The organism is Enterococcus sp. AZ188, from assembly GCF_050544075.1.
In the GTDB taxonomy this organism is placed as follows: Bacteria; Bacillota; Bacilli; order Lactobacillales; family Enterococcaceae; genus Enterococcus_D; species Enterococcus_D entomosocium.
In genome coordinates, this window is the sequence record NZ_CP172943.1 from 2873876 (window position 1) to 2897306 (window position 23431).

A 23431-nucleotide genomic window follows, 5' to 3' on the forward strand; every position below is an offset into this window, starting at 1 on the left:
TTTTAAAGTCTACTTTTTCTTAAAGAAGAAAAAAATGAAGTAGTCTATAAACTAAATTCAAGTAATTATTAAAAACTTTAATTTTACTTCAGAAAAATCATGCACCAAAAATGCATAAAAAGAGTTGGGTATCCAAAATCTTGGCAAGTATTGAACACTAAAAAATTTTTTGAATTATATTAGAGAGGTCTCTAATATAAGGGAATTACGAACTGTAAATAAAAAACATCTACCTTTAAGAAAACAGTATTAAGATACAGAACTATACAAATCAATCGAAGACGTGTAGAATTCTAATCAATTAGTTCTGACAACATATTGAATAATTACACCTATACAGAAAAATAATTACTTTAAAAGAACTGCCTCATTGAAAATTCAATCTTAAAAGTACTGTAAAGTTAAAATCAGAAAGAGGATGTGTTGAAAAGGTTCTATAAACCTCAAACCAGCTGAAAAGGATTAGCTGAAGCCAAGGCCATCAGTAGGGTTGCTTTATATCAATGGAAGAATACTTATCTTGGAAAGGATTCCCCACTGTGTATGTCTTCTAAGATCAATTAAAACAGAAAGAATCACTATTAAGATAAGTAAAAGAATTACAAGAACAAGTACCCCTATTACAGCTTGTGAAAGCATTACTCGAAGGAGCGGCTGAACTGATAAAAAAAGAAAAAAGCATCATCCTTTTCTATCTATCAAATCAAGAAAAGACGATACTGATTGATGTCTTACGAAATAGGTTCAACTTGAAGGAGCTCCTTCAACAGCTCCAGTTGTCTAAAAGTAGCTACTTTTATAAGAGACAAATCCTTGAAAAACCGGATAAGTATTTCAAAGAACTTCAAAATAAATTGTCACGATTTTCAACAGTAACTTCTGCGCTTACGGTTACCGCAGAATTCGCCAAGCTTAAAAAAATATGGTTAAAATACTTTCAGAAAAAGTCGCACATAAGTTGATGTTCGAGGAAAATCTAGTTGTTAAATTTTCTAAACGCAAAAATACTCTTCGAATTCTGGAGAGATTACTCCCACACAACCAAATTTTTTGAATCTCAACTTCACTGCAGAAAACCCGAATGAAATATGGTTGACAGATAGTACTGAGTTTAGAATTACCGCAGGGAAAGTCTATTTGTCACCTCTTGTCTATTGCTATGGTGATGCGATAATAGTTGGACTATTAGAACAAAGCAAGATACACAATTAGTGAATAAAATTTTGGACAATGGATTAGCTACCCTTTGAGACCATGAGTATCCAATCATTCATTCTGATCGTAGTGTTCTTTATCGATAGCCGGGTTGATCGAATAAATGAATAAGCGAACTTGCCCACTCCATTTCCAAAAAATACTGCTCATCAGATAACTCGGCATCCGAAGGTTTCTTCGGAAGATTCAAAAAATTTTTTTCTACCAAGATGATTGGAAAAATACGGCAATCAATCAGTTGATGAAACATTTGGATGACTACATCTATTTATATAATAATCATATAATAAAGTTATCTTTAAGAGGACTGAGTCCTCTTAAATTTCAGAAGAATTTTGGAAGAAATTGCTGAATCCGTAAATGATTGTTTTTTTGATAAAATTAGAAACCTTATGACCTATGAAGAATTAATTTTCAATGCGATGATTTATCATTAATCCAATGGAAAATTGAATAGAAGAAACCAAACATCAAGACAATGAAACAATTATCCTAAGGATTTAAATCAATTTGAGAATATGGTCACAGAACCTTTCTGATCAAATAAGTTGATTAAAGTGAAACAGCAAAAAATTCCGATCCAGATAAAAATGATTCTGACCCGGATTTGATTTTGAAAAACTCATCAGTACTTATTGAAAAAAGATAAAAAAATATCTATCTATACTAGGTCTAGAAGTGAAAAACAATATCATCTAAATTGTATATGAACTCATCAGAAAGAATTTCTGGAAAGTAAATATGCTTATCTGAAAAAGATGGAAGTCTAAATTCTGATATGATAAAGTCATATGAAGAAATGATCTGTTCATCTAATTTACTCAAACTATCTTCATATATCATTAAGTCTACAAATTCATGGTACCTTTCATTTATAGCAGTTTCTATACGTTTCTGATAGTAAGGTGGGTATCTGCTGACTATCAAAATTTTTGTGTTGCTTATACTTTCTTCTAAATTACCAAAATTCAACATGTTATTAAGAGCAAAGAAAAACTCTATCTTCTTTTCAGTCGTTGGCAGGTCAACTGTCATCCTATATGAAATTATTAAGCTGTTAAATGCATCTTTTGCTTTTTCAGAAGCAACCCATCTCCAATATAACTCGTGCGGGCTATAAATAAAAGACGACACCTGAAAATCAGAAAAATTACAAATTCCTTTTAATAAGTTTACTTCATTTTTTTTCAGATAAATATCTTTATTGTAAATACTCCTAGAATATGCAGATACAAATGACACTAGTTTCCTACTATTATCAAATCCAATTCTTTTATTATTATAACCTAATAATTTAATCAAATCAGATAATCTTCCACAAAAAACATCACTTAAAACTTTTAGAGAAAATTTCACATTGAATATATCATTGATTTTCTTAACAATCTGAGGTTCTTTAGAGATATATTTAAAAAGCGACTTGAGAGTGGAATCAGCTTTAAAATCTGTCTCATATCCTTGAGAAATTCGTATTAGAGAAATAAAAAGAGCACCTGATACTAAGTCCTTTGCAACATAGTTTATATTTAGCTTTTTTTTATTTGATATTAATTCAACGATTTCATTAATTTCCTGATATTGTAAGTTATCATATAAATCTTCTATTAACAATTCATACAACATATATCTCATGAGTGATCTTATGGTATTCTCATCACCGATTAAATCTATTTTTTTTGTTTCATTATTAAAAACAAACGCTACATTGTAATTTTTATTTACAAAGTGATTGTTCCATGCTTTTCTCAATCTATACTCCATAGATTCACTTAAATATAAGTCATTGTATATTTCAGACAAAGTCAAGTGATACATGGAAACTTCAAAAAAATAGGACACAACGGTTGATGTTTTAATAATACTTTTATAAATTTGCTTTAACCCTTGATTTACATCCAAATTTAACACAATTTGATTATTTTTTTGAGAAATGAAATCATCATAAAATATATGATTGATTTTTTCTATGTCCGAATCCATTGTTTTAACTGATATCCCTAATGAATCTCTCAGAGTATTTTTATACATGCTGTGATTCTTTTGATAATACACTTGCGTGATCAAATCTAAATATCTTTTTATGTTCTTTTCTAAAACCATCTACCTGCTCCTAACAATAAATTAATTTAATAAGATGATTATTCATATTTTATATAAAATTACATTCCAAAAAAATATTCTTTATTTAATTAAGGATATGTAATCTGCTTAGTTAAGAATAATACTATTAGAAATCGAATTTAACAACTATTTAACACTATGCACCTTTTATATACAAAAGAATAATTCCTCATAAGTAGCAGGATAAATTATAAAAGAAATTGTAAAAATTTTTTATCAATTTCATTTAGTGACGAGGATTTAGATGTATAAAAGTGAGTAAGGAATTAGGTAAAAAATGAGAGCATAATAGTCATTCTCATTGATCAACAAACTTTTATAAATTAGCTCAAGCGATATTAAAACATAGTTATAAAGTTTTTGTGATTTTTTTCAAATAAAAACGTTGATAGAACATCAGTATATGTCCCACCAACGCTAAATTTTTTTTAACCCCGTCTAAGGCATATAATTAAGGGGAATATAGAATGGTAAAATTCACTTCTGCAGTGTAGGACTGCTTTTCTTCTAATTTATAGTATTCATTCCCGACAAATATTTTAAACCCTTCATGTTGCATTTGAGATATAACATGAGAGTTGTTTTCCCATAAATTGGTTTGAAAATCATATGATAGATTTCCCGATAAGTATCCCTCAGAAAACAATAGTTCGTCTGACAAGCTTTTTAAATCTTCATCTTGCTGATAAACTAATCTTATGATTCCCTCATCAATTTCTTTTCCATCTTTATTTTTAAAAGGTGTTGCACTAACCATAATTTCCCAAGATTCTTCAATACCCGTAAAGCTAATAATATCAATATCTAATTGATCAACTTTCTCAATACTCGAATTAATGTGCGATGAGCTAATTGATACTTCACCAAAATTAATAATATTCGGAATTGATACTTTAAATTCTCCAGACTCAATTGAAATCTCTCCGGAAGCTTGAACAGATTGAAAATCGTGACCACTATACTTCACTTGAATTTTTTCATTTTCACTATTCAAACCTATTGGCATGATAGGGATGTCTATTCGATAATCAACCTCATCCCCAATCAATGAAAAGTCCGAGATTGATAGTACTTGATTATCAAATGTATATGTCGCCGATTGAAGAGCTTCTCCAAATAAAACTTGCACTAACTTTATATTATGAAGATCAATCGTCAAAAACTCTGGAATATAAATTTCAAACCTGGGATTTGAGCTCGCTGTGTTACTCTTAAATGTTATAGATAATTCCTCCAAATTTCCAATAGCAGATGAAATTGAAAAATCAGACATAAACTCAACTTGTGCTTTTTGTAAATCAACCTGTGCTGTCTCGGAAACCAAAGAAGTTTCAAAACTTAGTCCGGTGGTTCCTTTTATGTTTACTCCATAGCTGTAAGAACCGACATTGCTCTCATTCATATCTGAGATTAAGTAATTAGCAGAATCGCCTATCACGTTTCCCTCAAAGTACCATAAATACTCCGCTGAAAATTCCGTACTTTCGAAGCTGTCATTAAGCATAAAAGAGCTAAAATCTGCTTCCAACATGGCAGCCAGACCTGCAGGAACTATCCTATCCCTCAAGGGTAAAGTTACTTTCTCAGTTACTGCAAACAAAGTACTAGGATTGGCAATAGCTGTTGCTCTAAATATTTCTAAATTTGAACTACTAAGTCCCACAAATTTGAGACTAGCTGGTATCGTAGTAGCACCCGATACTAGTGAAGGTAGCGAAGGTAAAAAGACCTCTTTAAGCGCAGCTGCTCCTAAGAATCCATTTGGTTCTAGCAATCCTACGCTCTTCAAGTTAAGCGTTGTTATCTTGGTACCAGAAAAAGCACTATTCCTAACAACTGTCAGCTTCTCCTCAAAATCTATTTTTGACAAGTTAGGAAACTTATTGCCAAAATTAACCTCTGTTAGAGAATCACTTGATACTGATTCTATAAGCCCAGTATGTTGCCCCCATACGTTATTTGCGTTCATTGCAGAAAAATCATTAACTGTTAATTCTCTTACATTAATAAACGTAGTATATATGCCGCCTAAGTCAAGAGTTGTTCCTGCATTTCCAACGTTTCTATTTATAGTTTGCTTCCTTAAAGCGCTAAAGACGCTAGCACCCAGTATCGTATTAAAGCTACCAGAAGATAGCTCATATAAAGTTCCTTGTGCAAAAGCGTCGAAAAGATTTACGTCAATATTTCCCCATTTTGGTGTAATTAAATACATCAAAGTGTTGTTTCCCCTGTCAAAATTTCCGGCTGAAATAGATCTTACTTCGGGTGCTTCTAGTCTGTTTATATTATTCATGCCCCTTAAAGCGCCAGTTCCTATCGACAGAGCTTTTGGCAAATATAACTCTATAACAGATGCAGCTCCAGAGAACGCATAGCTACCCACCGTTACTACATCACTCAATTCAAGATACTCCAAGCTAGTATAGTTTGCTAATATAGTATGTCCCAGTCCCAGCCAAGGTCCAGAAACACTCGTCATCCCCTTTACGGTGAGCTTTTTTATCTTTGTTATATCCACGCCTATTGCTATAAGCGAATCGGTCATTGTACTTAAAGTAGCAGAACTCCCCGTCGTAATGGATACTTCCTCGTGGTTGTTGCGCATGCCTGATGATTCAACGATCGCCTTACTAATTTCAAAATTCGAATCTTCAAGATCAATCAACTCAGTTTCCTCATCTGAATCATTTTTAAAATCAAATATAGATTCACTTTTTAATTTTTTTTCATGAATAACCTCTTCTTGATTCTCAATCAATTCTGATGTTTGTGTAACATCCTCAGTAACACTTTCTCTCTCAGATATTTCTTGAGCAATAATTTGAACTGGACTAGTTACATAGGATGACAACAACAACAACATACTTATATAGCATACCCAGTAAGGCTTTTTGATCATTTTAAACTCCTCTTCTTTCATTATTTATCTAATAAGTAACTACTTAACATTGAATAAAAACGAGAAATTAGGTTCTTCGTTTAATTTAAATCCAAAAGATTCTTTTGTATAAAAGAGATAATCTTTTTCTACTATTTCCAAAATTTGATTTTCTTTTAAACCAAATAGATCAGCTTTATTTAACAATGAATAGATAATGTTTAATTTTGAATCTATTCCAATTAAAACAGCCAAGGTTTGCCATAGATTTTCTTTACTTACTATTTCTTCAAAAAATTTAAAATCAATAAAAAGATTGTCAACATATTTCATCAAATTCGGATGGGACCCCATCCCCGCATCATTGAACAAGCTTTTCCATCTCCTGATATAATGATTCCTATCATTAATTTCAATCAAATAAGGTTCCTCCTTTTTAAGTTATAAAAAAATATGGAACAAGTTTTATTTTAAATATATAGTACCAATAAATCTCAAATCTTTTGGGATCTACACTTTACTTGTTTTATTTATCTTTATTAATGATGTCTGTTAAATATAGATTTAAAAATTTCAAGCAAAAGCAAAAACAAAAAATGCAAATTAATCATTCTTTGTATGATTAATTATCAAGCACTTTTTTATTACGCTTAACTAAATAAAAAAACAAAATCAACAGTAATAATAATATACCCATAATAACCAAGGAACCACTATTTAGTTCATTTGTACTTGGTAGAATTCCTGTTATTTTTCCGTTTAGCTCTTCAATAGGTCCAACATTTTCTACTTTAAAACTAGCATGTGAATTTTCTGATCCAAAGGCTTTGATTGGTAAAAAAAACAGACTTGACAACAAAATTGTATAAATAAATCCCCTTCCAAGAGAAGTTAATTTATTTGTAATTTGCATTTAAACCACACTACTTTCTGCTTTAATTTTATGTATGGATATATATAAATGGGTGTGTTGGTTACCCAAACACACCCTCATACTAAAAATCAAGCTGGCTCTGACGTCAGGTTCCAAGTAATAACAGATGTGTATTCTTCACCTTCTGCGATATTTTGGTGCTTTGGAATGGATAACTCTACTTCACCTAATGAAATAGTTGTAAATCCATCGGCTCCACTAATCGCCGTTAGAACCTCCATACTCTCATTATCTTGTAAGAGCTGTAAAGATCCAGGCCCACTAAATAAAGCACTTGTGTTATAGTTATTTGCAGACAATGAGTTCATTTTAATCGTTGTTCCGGTCAAAGATTTCTCACCTGATCTAAAAGCATCACTGCTTACTGATAATGACCAAGAACCAGAGTCTTCTCTTTTATCATCCACAATAACATGATTAAAAGTATTATTTTCACTACGTGATGCTACCATTGTTGCCCCTAAACTCGGATCGTAGTTTTCCAGAGTTCCAAAATTCCAATCAGTTACTTTTGAAATTCCAATTTCTCCTGGATTTGAAGGTTCTCCTGGATCAACTATTCCCCCACCGTCTTCACCGTCTTCACCGTCACCTGGATCAACCGGAGGAGCTACTGGATCAGTTACTTCAAGAACAGACAGGATTCCTTGTGATGATGCATCTTGAGCATATGCCTCCAAAGAGCCTAATCCAATAACACCTAAAGTTGATAAAATGATAGAACTAGAAATTAATTTTTTGTATAACATTAACTGATTCTCCTTTTAAAATAAAATATGTTGTTAACAACAATTACATGATACTGTCTTTTGATTTATTAACAAAATCATTTTTTTTTTTTTTTTGAATTTTTTGAATAGCATTCTAACTTGTATTTATGAGTATTAAAATAACAATTATAATTTTGCTTTCTTAAAGAATAATCTAACCAAAATTGATATTTCCATAAATCACTATACTAGAAGATTGTTCGGGATTACTTATTCAATCAAAAATGTCAATCGGCGTTCAAAGATCAGTAGGACTAGTTTTATGAAAACTGCTATTCTTTAAAAAATTCAAAGACTCAATCTACGTTTGAACTAGCAAATATTTTGACAAGAATAGAAATTGCCGATTTCTATTTAGTCTCTGATGTGCCCCTCCAGCGTATACTGCATACCTGTTAAAAAACGTTCAACCAACATTTATAAGCGTAATCTCAAGTCTTTGGTCATAATAGGTTCAAATCGATAGAATTCTGCAGAAAAAACGAGATTTATTTTTGAAAATGGGAAAATAGGAAAACTAATTGATGTCTTGCCGAAGCGTAAATTACCTCGATTAACAAGCTATTTCTACTACTATTATAAATATGGAGATTTAGAGCTCTTATAGGTTCTTTATCCCCATAATTGCTTAGGCTGTTAAAATGAAAAGGTATTGGTCGGGCACGCTTATTTCTTGGACTTTCACGTCCTTTCGGAAGAATGCCAGCCAGCTTTTCATTACAGCTTTGGTTTTATGCAGGTTGAACTGCTGATAATTCAGTATATTCGTGTCACACCCAGTCGATTGAATAGGCAATGAGTTTCTCTGGTTTCCATTAAAACAATCGAACTGAAGGAGTTGATATTATTGAACGCAGTAGGTATTGATATCTCAAAAGGAAAAAGTGTCGTTGCCGCTCTTAGTCCTTTTGGTGAAGTGGTTTACAGTCCTTTTGAGGTGATTCATACAGATACTGGAATTAAGTTACTAGTTCAAAAGCTTTCTAAGCTTGAAGGTGAGACCAAAATTATTATGGAACACACCCGTCGTTATCATGAAGCCCTTGCTTACGCTCTATCATCTGCTGGCTTTTATGTCAGTGCTGTAACTCCCAAGCTAATTAAAGACTTTGGAAACAACACTCTACGTAAGGTTAAATCAGATAAAGCAGATTCTCTTAAAATTGCTAAATATGGCTTAGATAACTGGTCTGATTTATCTCCTTATTCAGAAGTAGATAAATTAAGAATCCAGCTAAAGACAATTACTAGACAATATGGATTTTATACCAAACAGAAAACTGCTCTTAAAAACAACTTAATCGGAATACTGGATCAAACGTTTCCGGGTATCGACGCAGTGTTTACTAGCTTGGTGACAAAAAACGGCAGTCAGAAATAGGACGATTTTGTCTCTACTTTTTGGCATGTAGAATGTGTTACCAATCTTTCCTTACAGGCATTCACCGATAAATATTACAAATGGTGTTGTCGTCATAAATACAAGTTCCAATCTGCCAAACCTAAACAAATCTACGATTTTTCAAAAACTCTCATTTCTTTATTACCTAAAGATTCTATAACCAAAATTTTTATAAAACAGGCTGTTTCTCACTTAAATTTTGTTGCACAAATAATTGAACAATTACGTAAAGAAATGAATGAAGTCTCTAGCCAGCTGCCTGAATACAAAATTGTCCTTGAAATGACAGGTGTCGGAGTTTCATTAGGTCCGCAATTAATTGCAGAAATTGGTGATATAAGCCGTTTTTCTCACAGAGGAGCTCTGACTGCTTTCGCAGGTATTGATCCAGGTGTCAATCAATCAGGATCGTATGAACAGCGTAGCGTAAGAACTTCTAAACGAGGTTCTGCACAACTGAGAAAAACGTTGTTTTTGATTATGAGTGTTTTAATTAAACGAGCAGCTGCAGAGGATCCAGTTTACTGTTTTATCACTAAGAAACGCCAAGTAGGGAAACTTTTTTTTGTTTGTATGACTGCTGATGCGAATAAATTCTTACGTATCTACTTTGCGCGGGTTAGGGAACATTTAGCCACCCTCTGATCAAACCTTAAAAATAACAATTGTTTCAAATCGGCGCTTTGCGGTGATCTTCTTTATTGTGTCTTCTTTTTTTGCAACACTATAGAAAAAAATCTTCTTCTTTCCTCTTGACAAGTTATTTGCAGGCTTCAGCTGTACCAATCCAGAAGAAGGTGAATTCTTAGTTACAGACATGAACGCCACCTACTTCTAGCTCGCCAAACGTGTTCTGCCAAATGCGAAAGTAATGATTGATCGGTTTCATATTGTCAAACACATAAATCAGTCTTTCAATGAGTTGCGTATCTATGAAATGAATGAGCTTCGTAAAGTAGGGTAGAAAAATCAGGCAGAAAAACTGAAAAAGAACTGGCGCTTTTTGCTAAAAAATCGTGCAAACATTAACCATTATGAATACAAAACATGGAAAAGTTTCCAAGCGCCAAAATCCCCATTTCTTACTGAAGCGATGATGATTGATCGATTGCTTGGCTTTTCTACGCCCCTGAAGGAGGCGTATTTATTTTTTCATGAATTAGTTGAAGCCTTTCGAGACAAAGACCCTGACTTGTTTTTCTCCTTATTAGCAGAACTTCCCGAAACGTTAAACGGAGGCTTTCGGAAGAAGCTTAAAAACCTTCTGACCTATAAAGAAGGCGTCATCAATTCGATGATCTATCCTTACTCCAATGGAAAAATAGAAGCGAAGAATACCCATATAAAGACAATGAAACGAGGTGCCTACGGATTTAAAATCATTTGAGAACATGAGAATTAAAATTTTTTGATCAGTCAATTGCTCAAAGTAAGATACTAAAAAAATCTGAGTCAGAATGAGGTTTATTCTGACCCAGATTTGATTTTGTAAAACTCATCAGTCCTCGTAAAATATAATTTGCCAAGTAAGTTTCTTTTAAAGTGTTTATAAAACACAAATTTTTTTGAATAACACATTCCTTCCGAAATTTGTTTCGATATGGGAATTTGCTAATCAGTCCTGTAGCTTTGTCTACCTTCATAAGTCTGTTACCCAAAAATGAGTTTACTACCAACACTAAATGTCGAAGAGCCTCGATAAAGTGCTAAACTTCCAAATAATAGTTGGAAGTCTAGCACTTTTATCACCGTATTCTATTAGGCTAGGTCGTAGCCACACAGTGAGTTTCTGGGGAATCCCACAGTATCGAAGCATTTTCCAAAATGTCTATTGAAAGGAGGTCCTTATTCCATGAAATTATTTGTTGGTATTGACGTTAGTTCTGAAAAATTAGATGTTTGCTTCCTAACAGATGGCGATCAGTTATCTATATTGACTGAAAGCTCTGTTGCTAATGACATTGAGGGCGCTTCATTAACACGAGAACTGATTCTTGAGTTCAATGAAAACTATCACTTCGATCAAATCGTTATTGGGATGGAATCTACGTCCATGTACAGCTTTCATCCTTCAATGTTTTTCCATGAAGATACAGAGCTAAAAAAAATCAACACACTTGTGACGATTGAAAATCCTTTTCGGGTGAAACAATTCAGGCGCATGTTTGATGAGGATAAGACTGATCGAAACGACGCGTTTAGAATTGCTGATTTCTTGCATTTTCAACGGTTCACAGCTTCTCCTATTAAAGAAGAGAAGTACGTGGCTTTACAGCGTTTTAGCATGCACTCGCTATCAACTCATTAAGCAATTGACTCGTACAAATGCGATACACTTGCTCGAGAGATGCGCGACGAATCGACGAGGCTCTTCAGTGCCACTGTCATTACTCTTATGACAGAAGACTTTACACTAGATAAATTGGCTGTGCCTTATTTGGAAGCCTTCTGTGACTTACTACAAGAAAAAGGAAAAGGTCGCTTTAAAGATCCAGAAAAAATTGCCAAATCGATTCAATATGCAATTACCATGAGTTATCGTTTAGGTAGTCTTACACAAGAATCCATCAATTTCGTTCTAAGTGTTCTTGTACGTGAAATTCAAAAACTTGTGAAAAAAACATCAAAGGCTTGTATTAAGCAATCGAGCAATTTAGTTGTCGTTATTCCAGAATATCAATGTTTGACCAGTGTTCCAGGTATTGGAAAAGCGTACGCTGCTGGATTAATCGCTGAAATCGGTCAAATTGGACGATTTGAAGACCAAACAAAATTGGCAAAATACGCAGGCCTATGTTGGAAAGTCAAACAATCTGGTAACTATCAGTCACCAAATACACCTCTGACAAAACAAGGGAATCGGTATTTTAGATACTACTTAGTTGAAGCTGCCAACTCTGTAAAAAACTATCTTCCTGAATATAAAGCTTTTTATCAAAGCAAATGTAAAGGGGTCCCAAAACATAAACACAAACGAGCACTCGTCTTAACCGCAAGAAAATTTACGCGTCTGGTGGATACGCTACTACGTAACCATCAACTATACACGCCACCAAGGAGCGTGATAGCTAAATAACATTCTGTTATTGACGCCCCCCTTGAAATTCCCTGAAAAAAACTGATTTTGGCCGCGGCTAGTTAAGTGCGCTCCAAAACAGGTTACACAATAAAAATTTTCTTAATCTTCTACTTAACTTATTACCATTAGACTTATTGACGAAGAGCTTATTTTAGAATAATAAAAGCTATGCAGCAACCACCCAACTAGGATTAGCGATTACTCAGACAGTTAATATTACACTCTCCATTATTACTTAAATCACTAATTTTTCTTATTAATTATTTGAAGGAACCTCACTTAATATCCATTCAATTTTAGAAGTATATTCAACTGAACTAGGATTTGAGTTTCCTGGGACATCCAAACTAATGCTTTTTTCGAATATCTCAGAGTTTCCAAAACGAATAATCCATGTACCAATACCTTCATTGATTCCAAATTCTACTATGTTACTCGTATTTCCTGGAAACAATGTAATATTTTTATTTTCATTTGAAATTTCACTATTATTGACACTAATAATATCAATATTATCAAATGATAAAGCAGCTCCTAATAGTTCTTCTCCATTAGAATTTGTAAACTGATTACTTTGTCTGACTGATAGTGTCCATGAACTACCGTCAGTCCTAAAATTACTAACTTGTACAAAATTGGGTCGTTCTGATAATTCTTCACTACCACTTTCTTTTACAAGTAAAGAACTAGCAAAGTATTTCTGATCTAAAACAGAGATACTTTTAACCCCAAAAGACAAGTCAGGTACAAAATCAATTCTTAAACTTTCAATTTCGTCTGATACGTTAGGAGTTATTAGAGGAAATATCTCTTTTGTGGGATCTAATGGATCTAATATAGATGGTTCTTCCAATTCATATACATAATAAACATCTATTTCCCCATCGGAATAAAAACCTTCAGTTTCACCTACTACATTAATTAATTTCCATCCTAATATGTCTCGACTATTTATTTTATATGTTTCACCAACCTTACCTATATCTTTAACCGTATCTAATAGATTATTACTGTATTTATCAATGTAATTAATGTTAATTGTACTATATTGTTGCCACTTATATAAACCTGGTTTGCTACCATCATAATCTCTTAGAAGAGTAGATGAAGACTCCGTAATGTATTCAACTGGATTATTTCCATATTGATCTAAATAATACATCCATACTCCTGTATATAGATCAGTTTGATTTATATTTGGCAATGTAGGAATAATTTCCACATGATTAAAAATACTCTCACTGCCTAAGTATATTTTCTCAATGTTTCTTGCACCTGAAAACATATTAGTCATAGTCGTTACATTACTTGTATCCCAGCTCGAAACATCTAGTTCTGTTATACTGTTTGCTCCGTTAAACATACTTGACATAGTCGTTACATTACTCGTGTCGAATCCTGAAACATCTAGTTCTGTTATACTGTTTACTCCGTTAAACATATTTGACATAGTCGTTACATTACTCGTGTCGAATCCTGAAACATCTAGTTCTGTTATACTGTTTACTCCGTTAAACATATTTGACATAGTCGTTACATTACTCGTGTCGAATCCTGAAACATCTAGTTCTGTTATACTGTTTACTCCGTTAAACATATTTGACATAGTCGTTACATTACTCGTGTCGAATCCTGAAACGTCTAATTCCGTTATGTTGTTTACTCCACTAAACATACTTGACATACTCGTTACATTACTCGTGTCGAATCCTGAAACGTCTAATTCCGTTATGTTGTTTACTCCACTAAACATACTTGACATACTCGTTACATTACTCGTGTCGAATCCTGAAACGTCTAATTCCGTTATGTTGTTTACTCCACTAAACATACTTGACATACTCGTTACATTACTCGTGTCGAATCCTGAAACGTCTAATTCCGTTATACTGTTTACTCCGTTAAACATATTTGACATAGTCGTTACATTACTCGTGTCGAATCCTGAAACGTCTAATTCGGTTATATTGTTTACTCTATTAAACATACCCAACATACTTGTTGTACTAACTGTATTCCAATTTGAAACATCTAATTCAGTTAAATTGCTTTCTCCTGCAAATAAATATTGCATGTTAGTTACATTAGATGTGTTCCATTTAGATACATCAAGTTTTTCCAAAGAACTTCTATTTGAATAGATCACATAAAACATGTTTGTCATAGTAGTTACATTACTTGTATCCCAATTTGATACGTCTAAGTACGTAATATTGCGAGTATTCAGTGAAGAATTGTAGAACATACTAGACATGCTTGTTACATTGCTTGTATCCCATCTCGAAACATCTAGTTTTGTTAATCCAGTTGCATTAACAAACATACTCCCCATATTTGTTACATTACTTGTATTCCAGTTCGAAACATCTAGTTCTGTTATACTGTTTACTCCGTTAAACATATTTGACATAGTCGTTACATTACTCGTGTCGAATCCTGAAACGTCTAATTCCGTTATGTTGTTTACTCCACTAAACATACTTGACATACTCGTTACATTACTCGTGTCGAATCCTGAAACGTCTAATTCCGTTATGTTGTTTACTCCACTAAACATACTTGACATACTCGTTACATTACTCGTGTCGAATCCTGAAACGTCTAATTCCGTTATGTTGTTTACTCCACTAAACATACTTGACATACTCGTTACATTACTCGTGTCGAATCCTGAAACGTCTAATTCCGTTATACTGTTTACTCCACTAAACATACTTGACATACTCGTTACATTACTCGTGTCGAATCCTGAAACGTCTAATTCCGTTATACTGTTTACTCCACTAAACATACTTGACATACTCGTTACATTACTCGTGTCGAATCCTGAAACGTCTAATTCGGTTATATTGTTTACTCTATTAAACATACCCAACATACTTGTTGTACTAACTGTATTCCAATTTGAAACATCTAATTCAGTTAAATTGCTTTCTCCTGCAAATAAATATTGCATGTTAGTTACATTAGATGTGTTCCATTTAGATACATCAAGTTTTTCCAAAGAACTTCTATTTGAATAGAGCACATAAAACATGTTTGTCATAGTAGTTACATTACTTGTATCCCAATTTGATACGTCTAAGTACGTAATATTGCGAGTATTCAGTGAAGAATTGTAGAACATACTAGACATGCTTGTTACATTGCTTGTATCCCATCTCGAAACATCTAGTTTTGTTAATCCAGTTGCATTAACAAACATACTCCCCATATTTGTTACATTACTTGTATTCCAGTTCGAAACATCTAGTTCTGTTATACTGTTTACTCCGTTAAACATACTTGACATATTCGTTACATTGCTTGTATCCCAGCTTGAAACATCTAGTTCTGTTATACTGTTTACTCCGTTAAACATACTTGACATATTCGTTACATTGCTTGTATCCCAGCTTGAAACATCTAGTTCTGTTATACTGTTTACTCCGTTAAACATACTTGACATATTCGTTACATTGCTTGTATCAAAATTTCCACTTCCATCAATCTTTGACAATGTAGAAAGTTGAGAAAATAAACTAGCTGAATTCGCAGGTAGTTCAACAACCTCCTCAATAATTAAATTAACAATATTGGGATAATTAGTTTTCCAAGGAGCTGTGCTAGCCGTTCCTGCTTCACCACCTCCCAGAACTAATGTTTTTGTATCCTCAATCCAATACCAAGGTACACTCCCCCAGGTTTCTGTTGAGATCGATTCTTGACTATTTTCATAGATTATTTCTTTTTCTTCTGTAGTTATCTGGTCAGTATCTTTTTCATTATGCGAACTTCCATTCACAGTGCTATTTTCACTTGAAAAATCTGTTTCTTCTGTTTCTTCTGTTTCTTCTGTTTCTTCTGTTTCTTCTGTTTCTTCTGTTTCTTCTGTTTCTTCTGTTTCTTCTGTTTCTTCTGTTTCTTCTGTTTCTTCTGTTTCTTCTGTTTCTTCTGTTTCTTCTGTTTCTTCTGTAGTATGTTCACTTTTTGGCATTGAACTTGAAACAGTAATAGCCAAACCGATTACTGGTTCAAAAATAGGATAGATCAAAATCAATAAGATACTAAATAAAATCCAAATTCTTTTAAGTATTAGTCGCATAATTATCATTCCTTATGAGTATAGTTTAAAAACTTTTATTAATAAAATTTCAATCTCTTCATTCCTAGTTTACTACTTTAATAAACAACTCACATTTTTCATTTTCTAAATTTAATAATATATCTTTATCAAAAAAATCCAAAATCAGAGATTTCCACTTAGGTGTAATTTTTGAAAAAATCGTTATCATGTTAAACGCAACTGAAAAAGGGCCACCTGATGATTCAAAAAAAGGCCAAAATTATTTTAGCCATTTCTTTGTATCTTCTACACGAAAAGATGAGCCATGCGGTACACCATCGCTGCCGCAAACATTAGATCTTTAAAGGTTTATTCCCAATTGTCAATCCCGATTTTCTTGCTTTTCTCATCTGTTGGTACCTGAAGGAAATCCTTATCAAGAATGTAGTCCTTCATGCGATATGATCTCCCGGTAATCTGTATTAGTTGGGCGTAATGGACCAATCTGTCCAATATCCGTGCTTCATTCGATTTTAAAGAGAACTTATTCCTCCTAAAGATAACTTAATCCTGTGATTATTATACCAATGTATGTAGTCATCCAAATGGCTCTTAAACTGATTGATTGTCGTATTCCACCAATCATGTTGGTAAAACACTTCATTTTTTAGTCTTCCGAAGAAACCTTCGCATGCAGAGTTATCATTTGCGTAATGCACCGACGGATGGATATCTTAAATCTCGAATCATAGCAGTATAAAAATAATCACATTTTAAAAATAGCTGAATTACTTTTTCACGTGCTTCGTGAGGAACCATACAGACATTCCTCCTGAGTTCATTTTTAGTCCAGGATTATGTCCGCACCCAAAATTACATTTGAAAATTGGGGTTGACATCCTTTTTGAGAATGAACTTATTAAATAGGAATCTTTCATTTTTTTGATACAAAATGGTCAATGATAATGTGAGACACAATAAAAATAAACAAATGGAAAAAAACTTTGGATTTGAGGCGGTAATAAAATTTGCAGAAATTTAAATAGTTATATCTGCATTGGATTTTGTAATATCGGCGATCCATTTAATATTTGACTAGTCATTTTTAAAAGTTTCGAGACGGTAGGAGTATTTTCTCTTATATAAGAATTTTTTTTAATTGAAGGTATTTCACCTTTAATTCATCTTCTGCCATAATGTGACGTAACACTTTTCAGACAAAGTAATTCCTAATCACTTAACGAATAGTATATACGAAAATACTAGTTTCTTCTTTAATTATCATGAAATAGTTGTGTAATTTAGGGAACGTTCTTTGAGTATAAGACATCAAACATTTCTTTTTTATTATTTTGTCAACATGATTAGATTGATGCCGATTTTTTTAGTTTAATAAAACGCCTGATCCTATACTTTTTTCTCTAAGAGCAATTTGTCAACTTCTCGTTGAAGGATATATCGTTCTTCTTTCATTTAGTTGATTGCAGAAATGCCATGTAGGGGGTCTTAGGTTTAGTAACTGTTTTTTCATAAGTATAATGTTTATCTGGTTATATTGGAATCGGTTGCGATTTATTTAGCAGATAGTGAACGATTAAACAGGGTTAATTTATCGTAATATTTCTCTTATTTTCTATAGTTTATTGAATTGCAATGAGCTTTACGAGTAAGTGGAGAGTATTCTTATGCCCATTTTTCATAAAATAGTTTTATTTGGTCAGCCAAACTTTCGAATCGTACGTGCTTAATAATACCAACAGTCTAAATAATTGTTTAAAATAGCTTATTTTTTGAAAGATCCAAATTTCCAAGAAGTTCGTATATACTTTATATATTTTATATGAATCTTGAAATTCTCTAACTAATTTTTTAAAGGACTCCATCAAAAGGATATCGAGTTTTTTTGTTAAAGCAGTCAACGCTTGATTATATTTAAAATTTAAATTGACTACTTTTCAGCTCTTCATGAGTGTACATGAGACTTACTCCAAACTAATCTTAAACCAAATTGTTATCTACTTAGACTTTTTCACTTTATTTTACCGTGAATATTTAAATTTTCTATAACTCTAAACATAAGGACATCAAAAGCTCTTCCTATACGATTGAAGGCATAGATCATAACCAAAAAAATTTTATAATATGCTGGCCTTTTTAACTAAATACAAATAGAGATTCAATATGCTTTAGAAAAAGGGATAGTAATGATTTATTTCAAGGAACAAGATAAAAATGATATAACAAATAGCCTACAGCTATTGAAATTTCCACAACTTTCATGCAAGAATTTGCCTTATTCAAGGATTGATCTTCCAAATGAAACAAGAACCAGTCAAGCACTCTGCCTAACTGGTTCTGACTAAATTTCAGTTGTATGTTTCTCTGGCGATACTAGATTTATTTTGAAAGTTCATTTAATCTTGTACAACTCATCCGTAGTTAATGATAATGAGCACTCTTCTTTCAAACTGAAATACAACCCTAGCCACAATTGTATTTCAAAAATAGCTTTTTTTAGTAAATCTACTTTACACACACGAAAAACGTTTTTTCAATTTCACATGTATTAATAATGAAAATGACTGTAGTCTGTAGAGTACAGGATTTCTGAAATATTTCAAAATCTACTTTTCAAGATACACAGCATATATATATATATCAATGTTTTCTTTTTTTAAGATAAGCATTTTTCTTGTTAAATCAACCTGTTTAAACTCTAAAAAATATAAGTCTCTCAAGAACTTTTATATTTTCAATTAGCAAGAATTTGTCTTTCTCTATCTTTTCTAATCTTATTAGTTTTATCGCTTTGTTTGCTAGTCACATTTTTAGCTCTTTCGGTAAGACTTTTAAATCTCAACTTATTATCCTCAAGATCAGGTAAATTACTCATATCAGGGTATGTTACCTTAGAAATATTCTCTTTATCGAGATTCTTGATACTATCATTATTTTTGGATGATTCAATTGCCCCATTATCTTTGTTTTTATCTTGCAATTTATCTTTATGAATTGTTTCGTTTGTAGATACTTCTTTAGTTTGACTTTGCATACTTGTTCCAGCTATTGGTTCTTCTTTTGTTGGACTTTGCATGCTTGTTCCAGCTATTGGTTCTTCTTTTGTTGGACTTTGCATACTTGTTCCAGCTATTGGTTCTTCTTTTGTTGGACTTTGCATGCTTGTTCCCGCTATTGGTTCTTCTTTTGTTGGACTTTGCATGCTTGTTCCAGCTATTGGTTCTTCTTTTGTTGGACTTTGCATACTTGTTCCAGCTATTGGTTCTTCTTTTGTTGGACTTTGCATACTTGTTCCAGCTATTGGTTCTTCTCTAGTTGGACTTTGCATACTTGTTCCAGCTATTGGTTCTTCTCTAGTTGGACTTTGCATACTTGTTCCAGCTATTGGTTCTTCTCTAGTTGGACTTTGCATACTTGTTCCAGCTATTGGTTCTTCTTTTGTTGGACTTTGCACACTCAAACCTGCAATTCGTTCTCTATTTTCCAAGCCATCTATATTGCTTAAATTTTGTAAAGTTTGAATATCTTGTTCGTTTACATTTAGTACTTGTCTGCTGCTATTGCTTAAATCCGTAATTAAGCTTTCATATGGCGTATAGGCTGGAGGTGCGACATATGCCTCTGAAGCCATTCCAGTAATAGCTGCTTCGTAGCTGGGGGGTGCCCCCTTATCATATGCTGGCGCACTTGCTTCAGCATATAAACCTGCTTCATAAGCCGGTGCATTCGCTGAAGCATATATACTATTTTCGTTGATTGGTGCACTAGGTATTCTGGAGGAATATTGCTCTTGTGAAGGAGCCGTTGGTCTTGCAATTGTGTTTTGCTCTCTTATTAAGCTCGATTTTAACTCATCAGGAATAATAGAACCATTAGTATATTTTTTATAGCTTTCAAAGTATTTAAAAACATCAATCTTAGTTTGTTTGGAATTATTCATATAACTAAACTGCAAATTATGCAATTTATTTATATCGGATTCATAGTTTGCTATCTTCTGTTTTCTAGAATTAGTCATTACCCAATATTTCTTTTTTTTAATTTCTAATGTATTGTTTAATGACTCAATACTTGACTTAGTATATTGCATTGCATGTTTATTTCTAACCGAAGATAAAAGTAATTTTTGAAAATCTTTGTTTTGCCCAAAAATTGCAGCTCCTCTTATAATTGTTTCAGCTTCTTTCAATTCAATAGCTTGTGTAGGTGTCAAACGTCGATTCTTCAATTCTCTTTCAATATTTTTGTAATGATCTAAAGCTTTAGAAAAATCTAAGCTTTTCATTGCATTTAAATGATACCTTTCGGATACTGCTAGTAAACCTCTATTTGGCATATATTATTCCTTCTCGTAAAATATATTTTGAAACAACTTCCATCGTTTCAGTCACCCCTTAGGGCTATTCCTTATTGAATACATTTGAAATCTTGTCGGATTTAATTTTTTTACTGGATAGTAGACTTATGGAGACAGTCTATCGGAACACTGATATTTCTACTATAGCTAAAGTAGAAATCCAGTATACCGAATGATTGGTAATTTTTCCTCAAACCCAGTAGCTGTTCCGCCAGCTTTCTTAACGTCTCTTGTAGGAAGCAGGGTATGTTTTACCTAGCCGACAATTGTTTTCTATAAAGATGTATTATTATTGTTAAATAAAATTTATCTCCAAACTTCAGAAGCTACCTATTCAAAAAAATTTATGGTAACAGAATTTTCCATGAAAGTATTTTTCGGTTTTGATATTATTCATCAAAGAAAGGCACCTTTTTTACTTGCTCAAAAGAGATCTTATATGAGAGTGTACTTTGTAATGTTTTAATCGGAGCGTGCATAATCAAGCAAAGTATTTTGGAATACTAAAAAATCTTTAATTTTTGCTAAATTTTTCATAGGTATGGAATTATTTCTTGGTTAAAGTGCCCATCAATTTTTTTATAAATGAACATTTGAAGTGTCTACTTGTCAATGCTAATATTTAATCTTTTATAGAATAAAATAGTATTCAAAAATACTGGAATATGATAAAAATGATAGAATTAGTATATAGGTCAATTCTATTATCTACGAGTAAATATCCATGAATTGACTCCTTCTAAAGCATAAACTCATATTGAACTCCAACGACTGACAAGATTTCGTTATCAATTAGTAACTAAAATGGTAGGAGCGAACCAATATTTCCAGAAAAATTAATATAAAATTGTAATACTCTATTAATAAAGATTGCGTATCAAGACAAGTAAATTTCCTTATTCAGATTTACGATTATGAACCTAATTTAGTAGATCTTATATAATATGAGTTCTCCTAAAAGTCTGTGAAAGGAGATTCAGTCTTACTTTCACAGATAGAAAAATGTCGATTTAAAAATCTAGAGCAACATGTAGAAAGTATGAAAATAATTTTTTTAATTCTTATCGTTTAGATTAATTAACAGAAAACATTAATATTATAGTAGGAATCATTGCCCGCTAAAGCAAAATTATTATAAAAATTGAAAAGCAATTACGACTTTTATTGAAACAGTTTAAGGAACCCCAAACTTATTATTCAGTGTAAAAGTTTTGAATTTTTTATATTTATTACTTAGTCGATGAGCTCGTTCAAATAGAGCAATTTGAACGAGCATGCAAAGTTTGCCGGTCTAGCTTGGAAGACAAATCAATAGAAAAGCGCTCAATCTGAAAGTAATAAATCAAGTGTTTCTAGAAGTGCCTACCTTCATTTATATTGATTTGAAGCCTCCAATCAATAAAAAGCTTATTTCTAAAATTGGAAAATTAATAGGAAGAAAATTTGTTTGCTCAACGACACACTTTTACGTAACAGTCAATTCTGTCAGGCAATTAACAAAGCTTAAAAAAAAAACAAAATGCTATTTGTGAAAAACCTCGTAATTGAATAAAAATATTTTTGTTGAGTTTAGTCTAATTCTTTTTGCTTTTTATTAATCTACATTTTATATTTTATGAATTTTCGCCTTGTTTTATCATTATTAGTATTTCTCTATATTATTATCAATGATCTATTCAAATTATCATTAATATCATATGAGTCGAAAGTAATTTTTCTATTAAGTGTGTTATTTTCAACAAATTTTATCACTACGTCTTCAGTAAAAAAAATCAGCCGATTATCTAAAATTAATGAACGCATAATTATAAATTTTGAATCTATCTTTAATAAATCACTTAAAATTTCAAAAAAGTTTTCCTTCTTCACCGAATTGACTAACATAGATAATTCAAGCTCCAAATATTGCCAGTAACTAGTTATTTCAGGGTATTTCTTTTTAAAACTCAACCAATTGATCCCCGTTTTCATATAATCCAAATAGTCGTTAGTATTACTGATATTAGGTTTTCTTGTTGCCATAGTTTTTCCTCTTCTGTTTTTATAAAAGATACTTTATAAATTTATAAGTAATATGCCGATAATAAGCCAAAACATAATTGTAAAGATTAATATACCTCTCCAAACTATATAACTAGGCATATCTATAATATATTGAAATTTTTTTTTCATTTTTTCACATCTTCCCTTTAATATAATTATGTTGAGAAGTATCTCACCCAAACATTAAACTTTAAATTTTTTTGTTTGAATCTTGTTTTTTATTTTTATTTCCATATCGGCATTTTTCATTTTTGCTCTAAGAATTACTTCTTGCTTTTTTTCAGTAAAACTCACACTCTCAGCTACTTTTCTTTTAAAAAAATTATTGTTTCCCATCACATTTTGGTTTTTTTTTTTGATATTTAGATTTCTTTTTCCTATCTTAAAGTTTCTATGGTTAAACTGATTTTTTTCTTTGCCAGACTTTAACAAATAATTTTTATTATAGAAATTTTGTACAATCTGGAAAATCATTTTAGGTAAAATTCTTACTCCAGATTTGCTAATTGAGCTTAAGGCTTCTATTTCCGGCTCATCTTGATGATTCAACAAATACGCACCTCCTA

At 32.1% G+C, this 23431-nt stretch carries 11 protein-coding genes and 4 pseudogenes; 5 read left to right on the forward strand and 10 right to left on the reverse strand.

Going from position 1 to position 23431, the window contains the following annotated elements; translation table 11 throughout:
- Positions 1 to 405 precede the first annotated feature (405 nt).
- A pseudogene (locus tag IGI86_RS13255) lies at positions 406 to 1567 on the forward strand (IS3 family transposase); the annotation flags it as partial.
- A gap of 320 nt (positions 1568 to 1887) precedes the next feature.
- Here the strand turns inward: IGI86_RS13255 and IGI86_RS13260 are convergent.
- The 5 genes from IGI86_RS13260 to IGI86_RS13280 all read right to left on the reverse strand — a co-directional run bounded on the left by IGI86_RS13260 (position 1888) and on the right by IGI86_RS13280 (position 7900).
- Positions 1888 to 3315 carry a hypothetical protein gene (locus IGI86_RS13260; protein WP_430617387.1) on the reverse strand — a complete coding sequence of 476 codons (1428 nt, stop codon included), beginning with the start codon at positions 3313 to 3315 and terminating at the stop codon, positions 1888 to 1890.
- A 472-nt stretch (positions 3316 to 3787) separates the two neighbouring features.
- The gene (locus IGI86_RS13265; RefSeq protein WP_430617389.1) at positions 3788 to 6238 is read right to left on the reverse strand and encodes a leucine-rich repeat protein; all 2451 of its coding nucleotides are present in this window, start codon (positions 6236 to 6238) and stop codon (positions 3788 to 3790) included.
- 39 nt (positions 6239 to 6277) lie between these two features.
- Entirely contained in the window at positions 6278 to 6637 is a 360-nt protein-coding gene (locus IGI86_RS13270) for a DUF7006 family protein (protein WP_430617390.1), read from the reverse strand.
- Positions 6638 to 6839: 202 nt separating this feature from the next.
- On the reverse strand, positions 6840 to 7130 hold the full coding sequence (locus IGI86_RS13275; RefSeq protein WP_430617391.1) for an LPXTG cell wall anchor domain-containing protein: 291 nt from the start codon (positions 7128 to 7130) through the stop codon (positions 6840 to 6842).
- 89 nt (positions 7131 to 7219) lie between these two features.
- A complete protein-coding gene (locus IGI86_RS13280; RefSeq protein WP_430617392.1) occupies positions 7220 to 7900 on the reverse strand; it encodes a WxL domain-containing protein in 681 nt (226 codons plus the stop codon).
- 868 nt (positions 7901 to 8768) lie between these two features.
- Between IGI86_RS13280 and IGI86_RS13285 the strand changes: the two genes are divergently transcribed.
- The 4 genes and pseudogenes from IGI86_RS13285 (at position 8769) to IGI86_RS13300 (ending at position 12399) form a co-directional block, all read left to right on the forward strand.
- A complete protein-coding gene (locus tag IGI86_RS13285; RefSeq protein ID WP_430617393.1) occupies positions 8769 to 9302 on the forward strand; it encodes an IS110 family transposase in 534 nt (177 codons plus the stop codon).
- Positions 9303 to 9557: 255 nt separating this feature from the next.
- Positions 9558 to 9968, forward strand: coding sequence for a transposase (locus IGI86_RS13290; RefSeq protein WP_430617394.1), 411 nt, complete (start codon positions 9558 to 9560; stop codon positions 9966 to 9968).
- A 133-nt stretch (positions 9969 to 10101) separates the two neighbouring features.
- Positions 10102 to 10764: pseudogene (locus tag IGI86_RS13295) on the forward strand (transposase); the annotation flags it as partial.
- A gap of 411 nt (positions 10765 to 11175) precedes the next feature.
- Positions 11176 to 12399: pseudogene (locus tag IGI86_RS13300) on the forward strand (IS110 family transposase).
- A gap of 259 nt (positions 12400 to 12658) precedes the next feature.
- On the opposite strand, the gene IGI86_RS13305 reads toward IGI86_RS13300, so the two are convergent.
- The 5 genes and pseudogenes from IGI86_RS13305 to IGI86_RS13325 all read right to left on the reverse strand — a co-directional run bounded on the left by IGI86_RS13305 (position 12659) and on the right by IGI86_RS13325 (position 23417).
- The gene (locus tag IGI86_RS13305) at positions 12659 to 16486 is read right to left on the reverse strand and encodes a BspA family leucine-rich repeat surface protein (RefSeq protein ID WP_430617395.1); all 3828 of its coding nucleotides are present in this window, start codon (positions 16484 to 16486) and stop codon (positions 12659 to 12661) included.
- Positions 16487 to 16980: 494 nt separating this feature from the next.
- Positions 16981 to 17151, reverse strand: a pseudogene (locus IGI86_RS13310) (IS3 family transposase); the annotation flags it as partial.
- A gap of 2048 nt (positions 17152 to 19199) precedes the next feature.
- Complete coding sequence (locus IGI86_RS13315; protein WP_430617397.1) at positions 19200 to 20801, reverse strand: hypothetical protein; 1602 nt, start codon at positions 20799 to 20801, stop codon at positions 19200 to 19202.
- Positions 20802 to 22475: 1674 nt separating this feature from the next.
- On the reverse strand, positions 22476 to 22844 hold the full coding sequence (locus tag IGI86_RS13320; protein ID WP_430617398.1) for a DUF7006 family protein: 369 nt from the start codon (positions 22842 to 22844) through the stop codon (positions 22476 to 22478).
- A gap of 204 nt (positions 22845 to 23048) precedes the next feature.
- On the reverse strand, positions 23049 to 23417 hold the full coding sequence (locus IGI86_RS13325) for a hypothetical protein (RefSeq protein WP_430617400.1): 369 nt from the start codon (positions 23415 to 23417) through the stop codon (positions 23049 to 23051).
- Positions 23418 to 23431 lie beyond the last annotated feature (14 nt).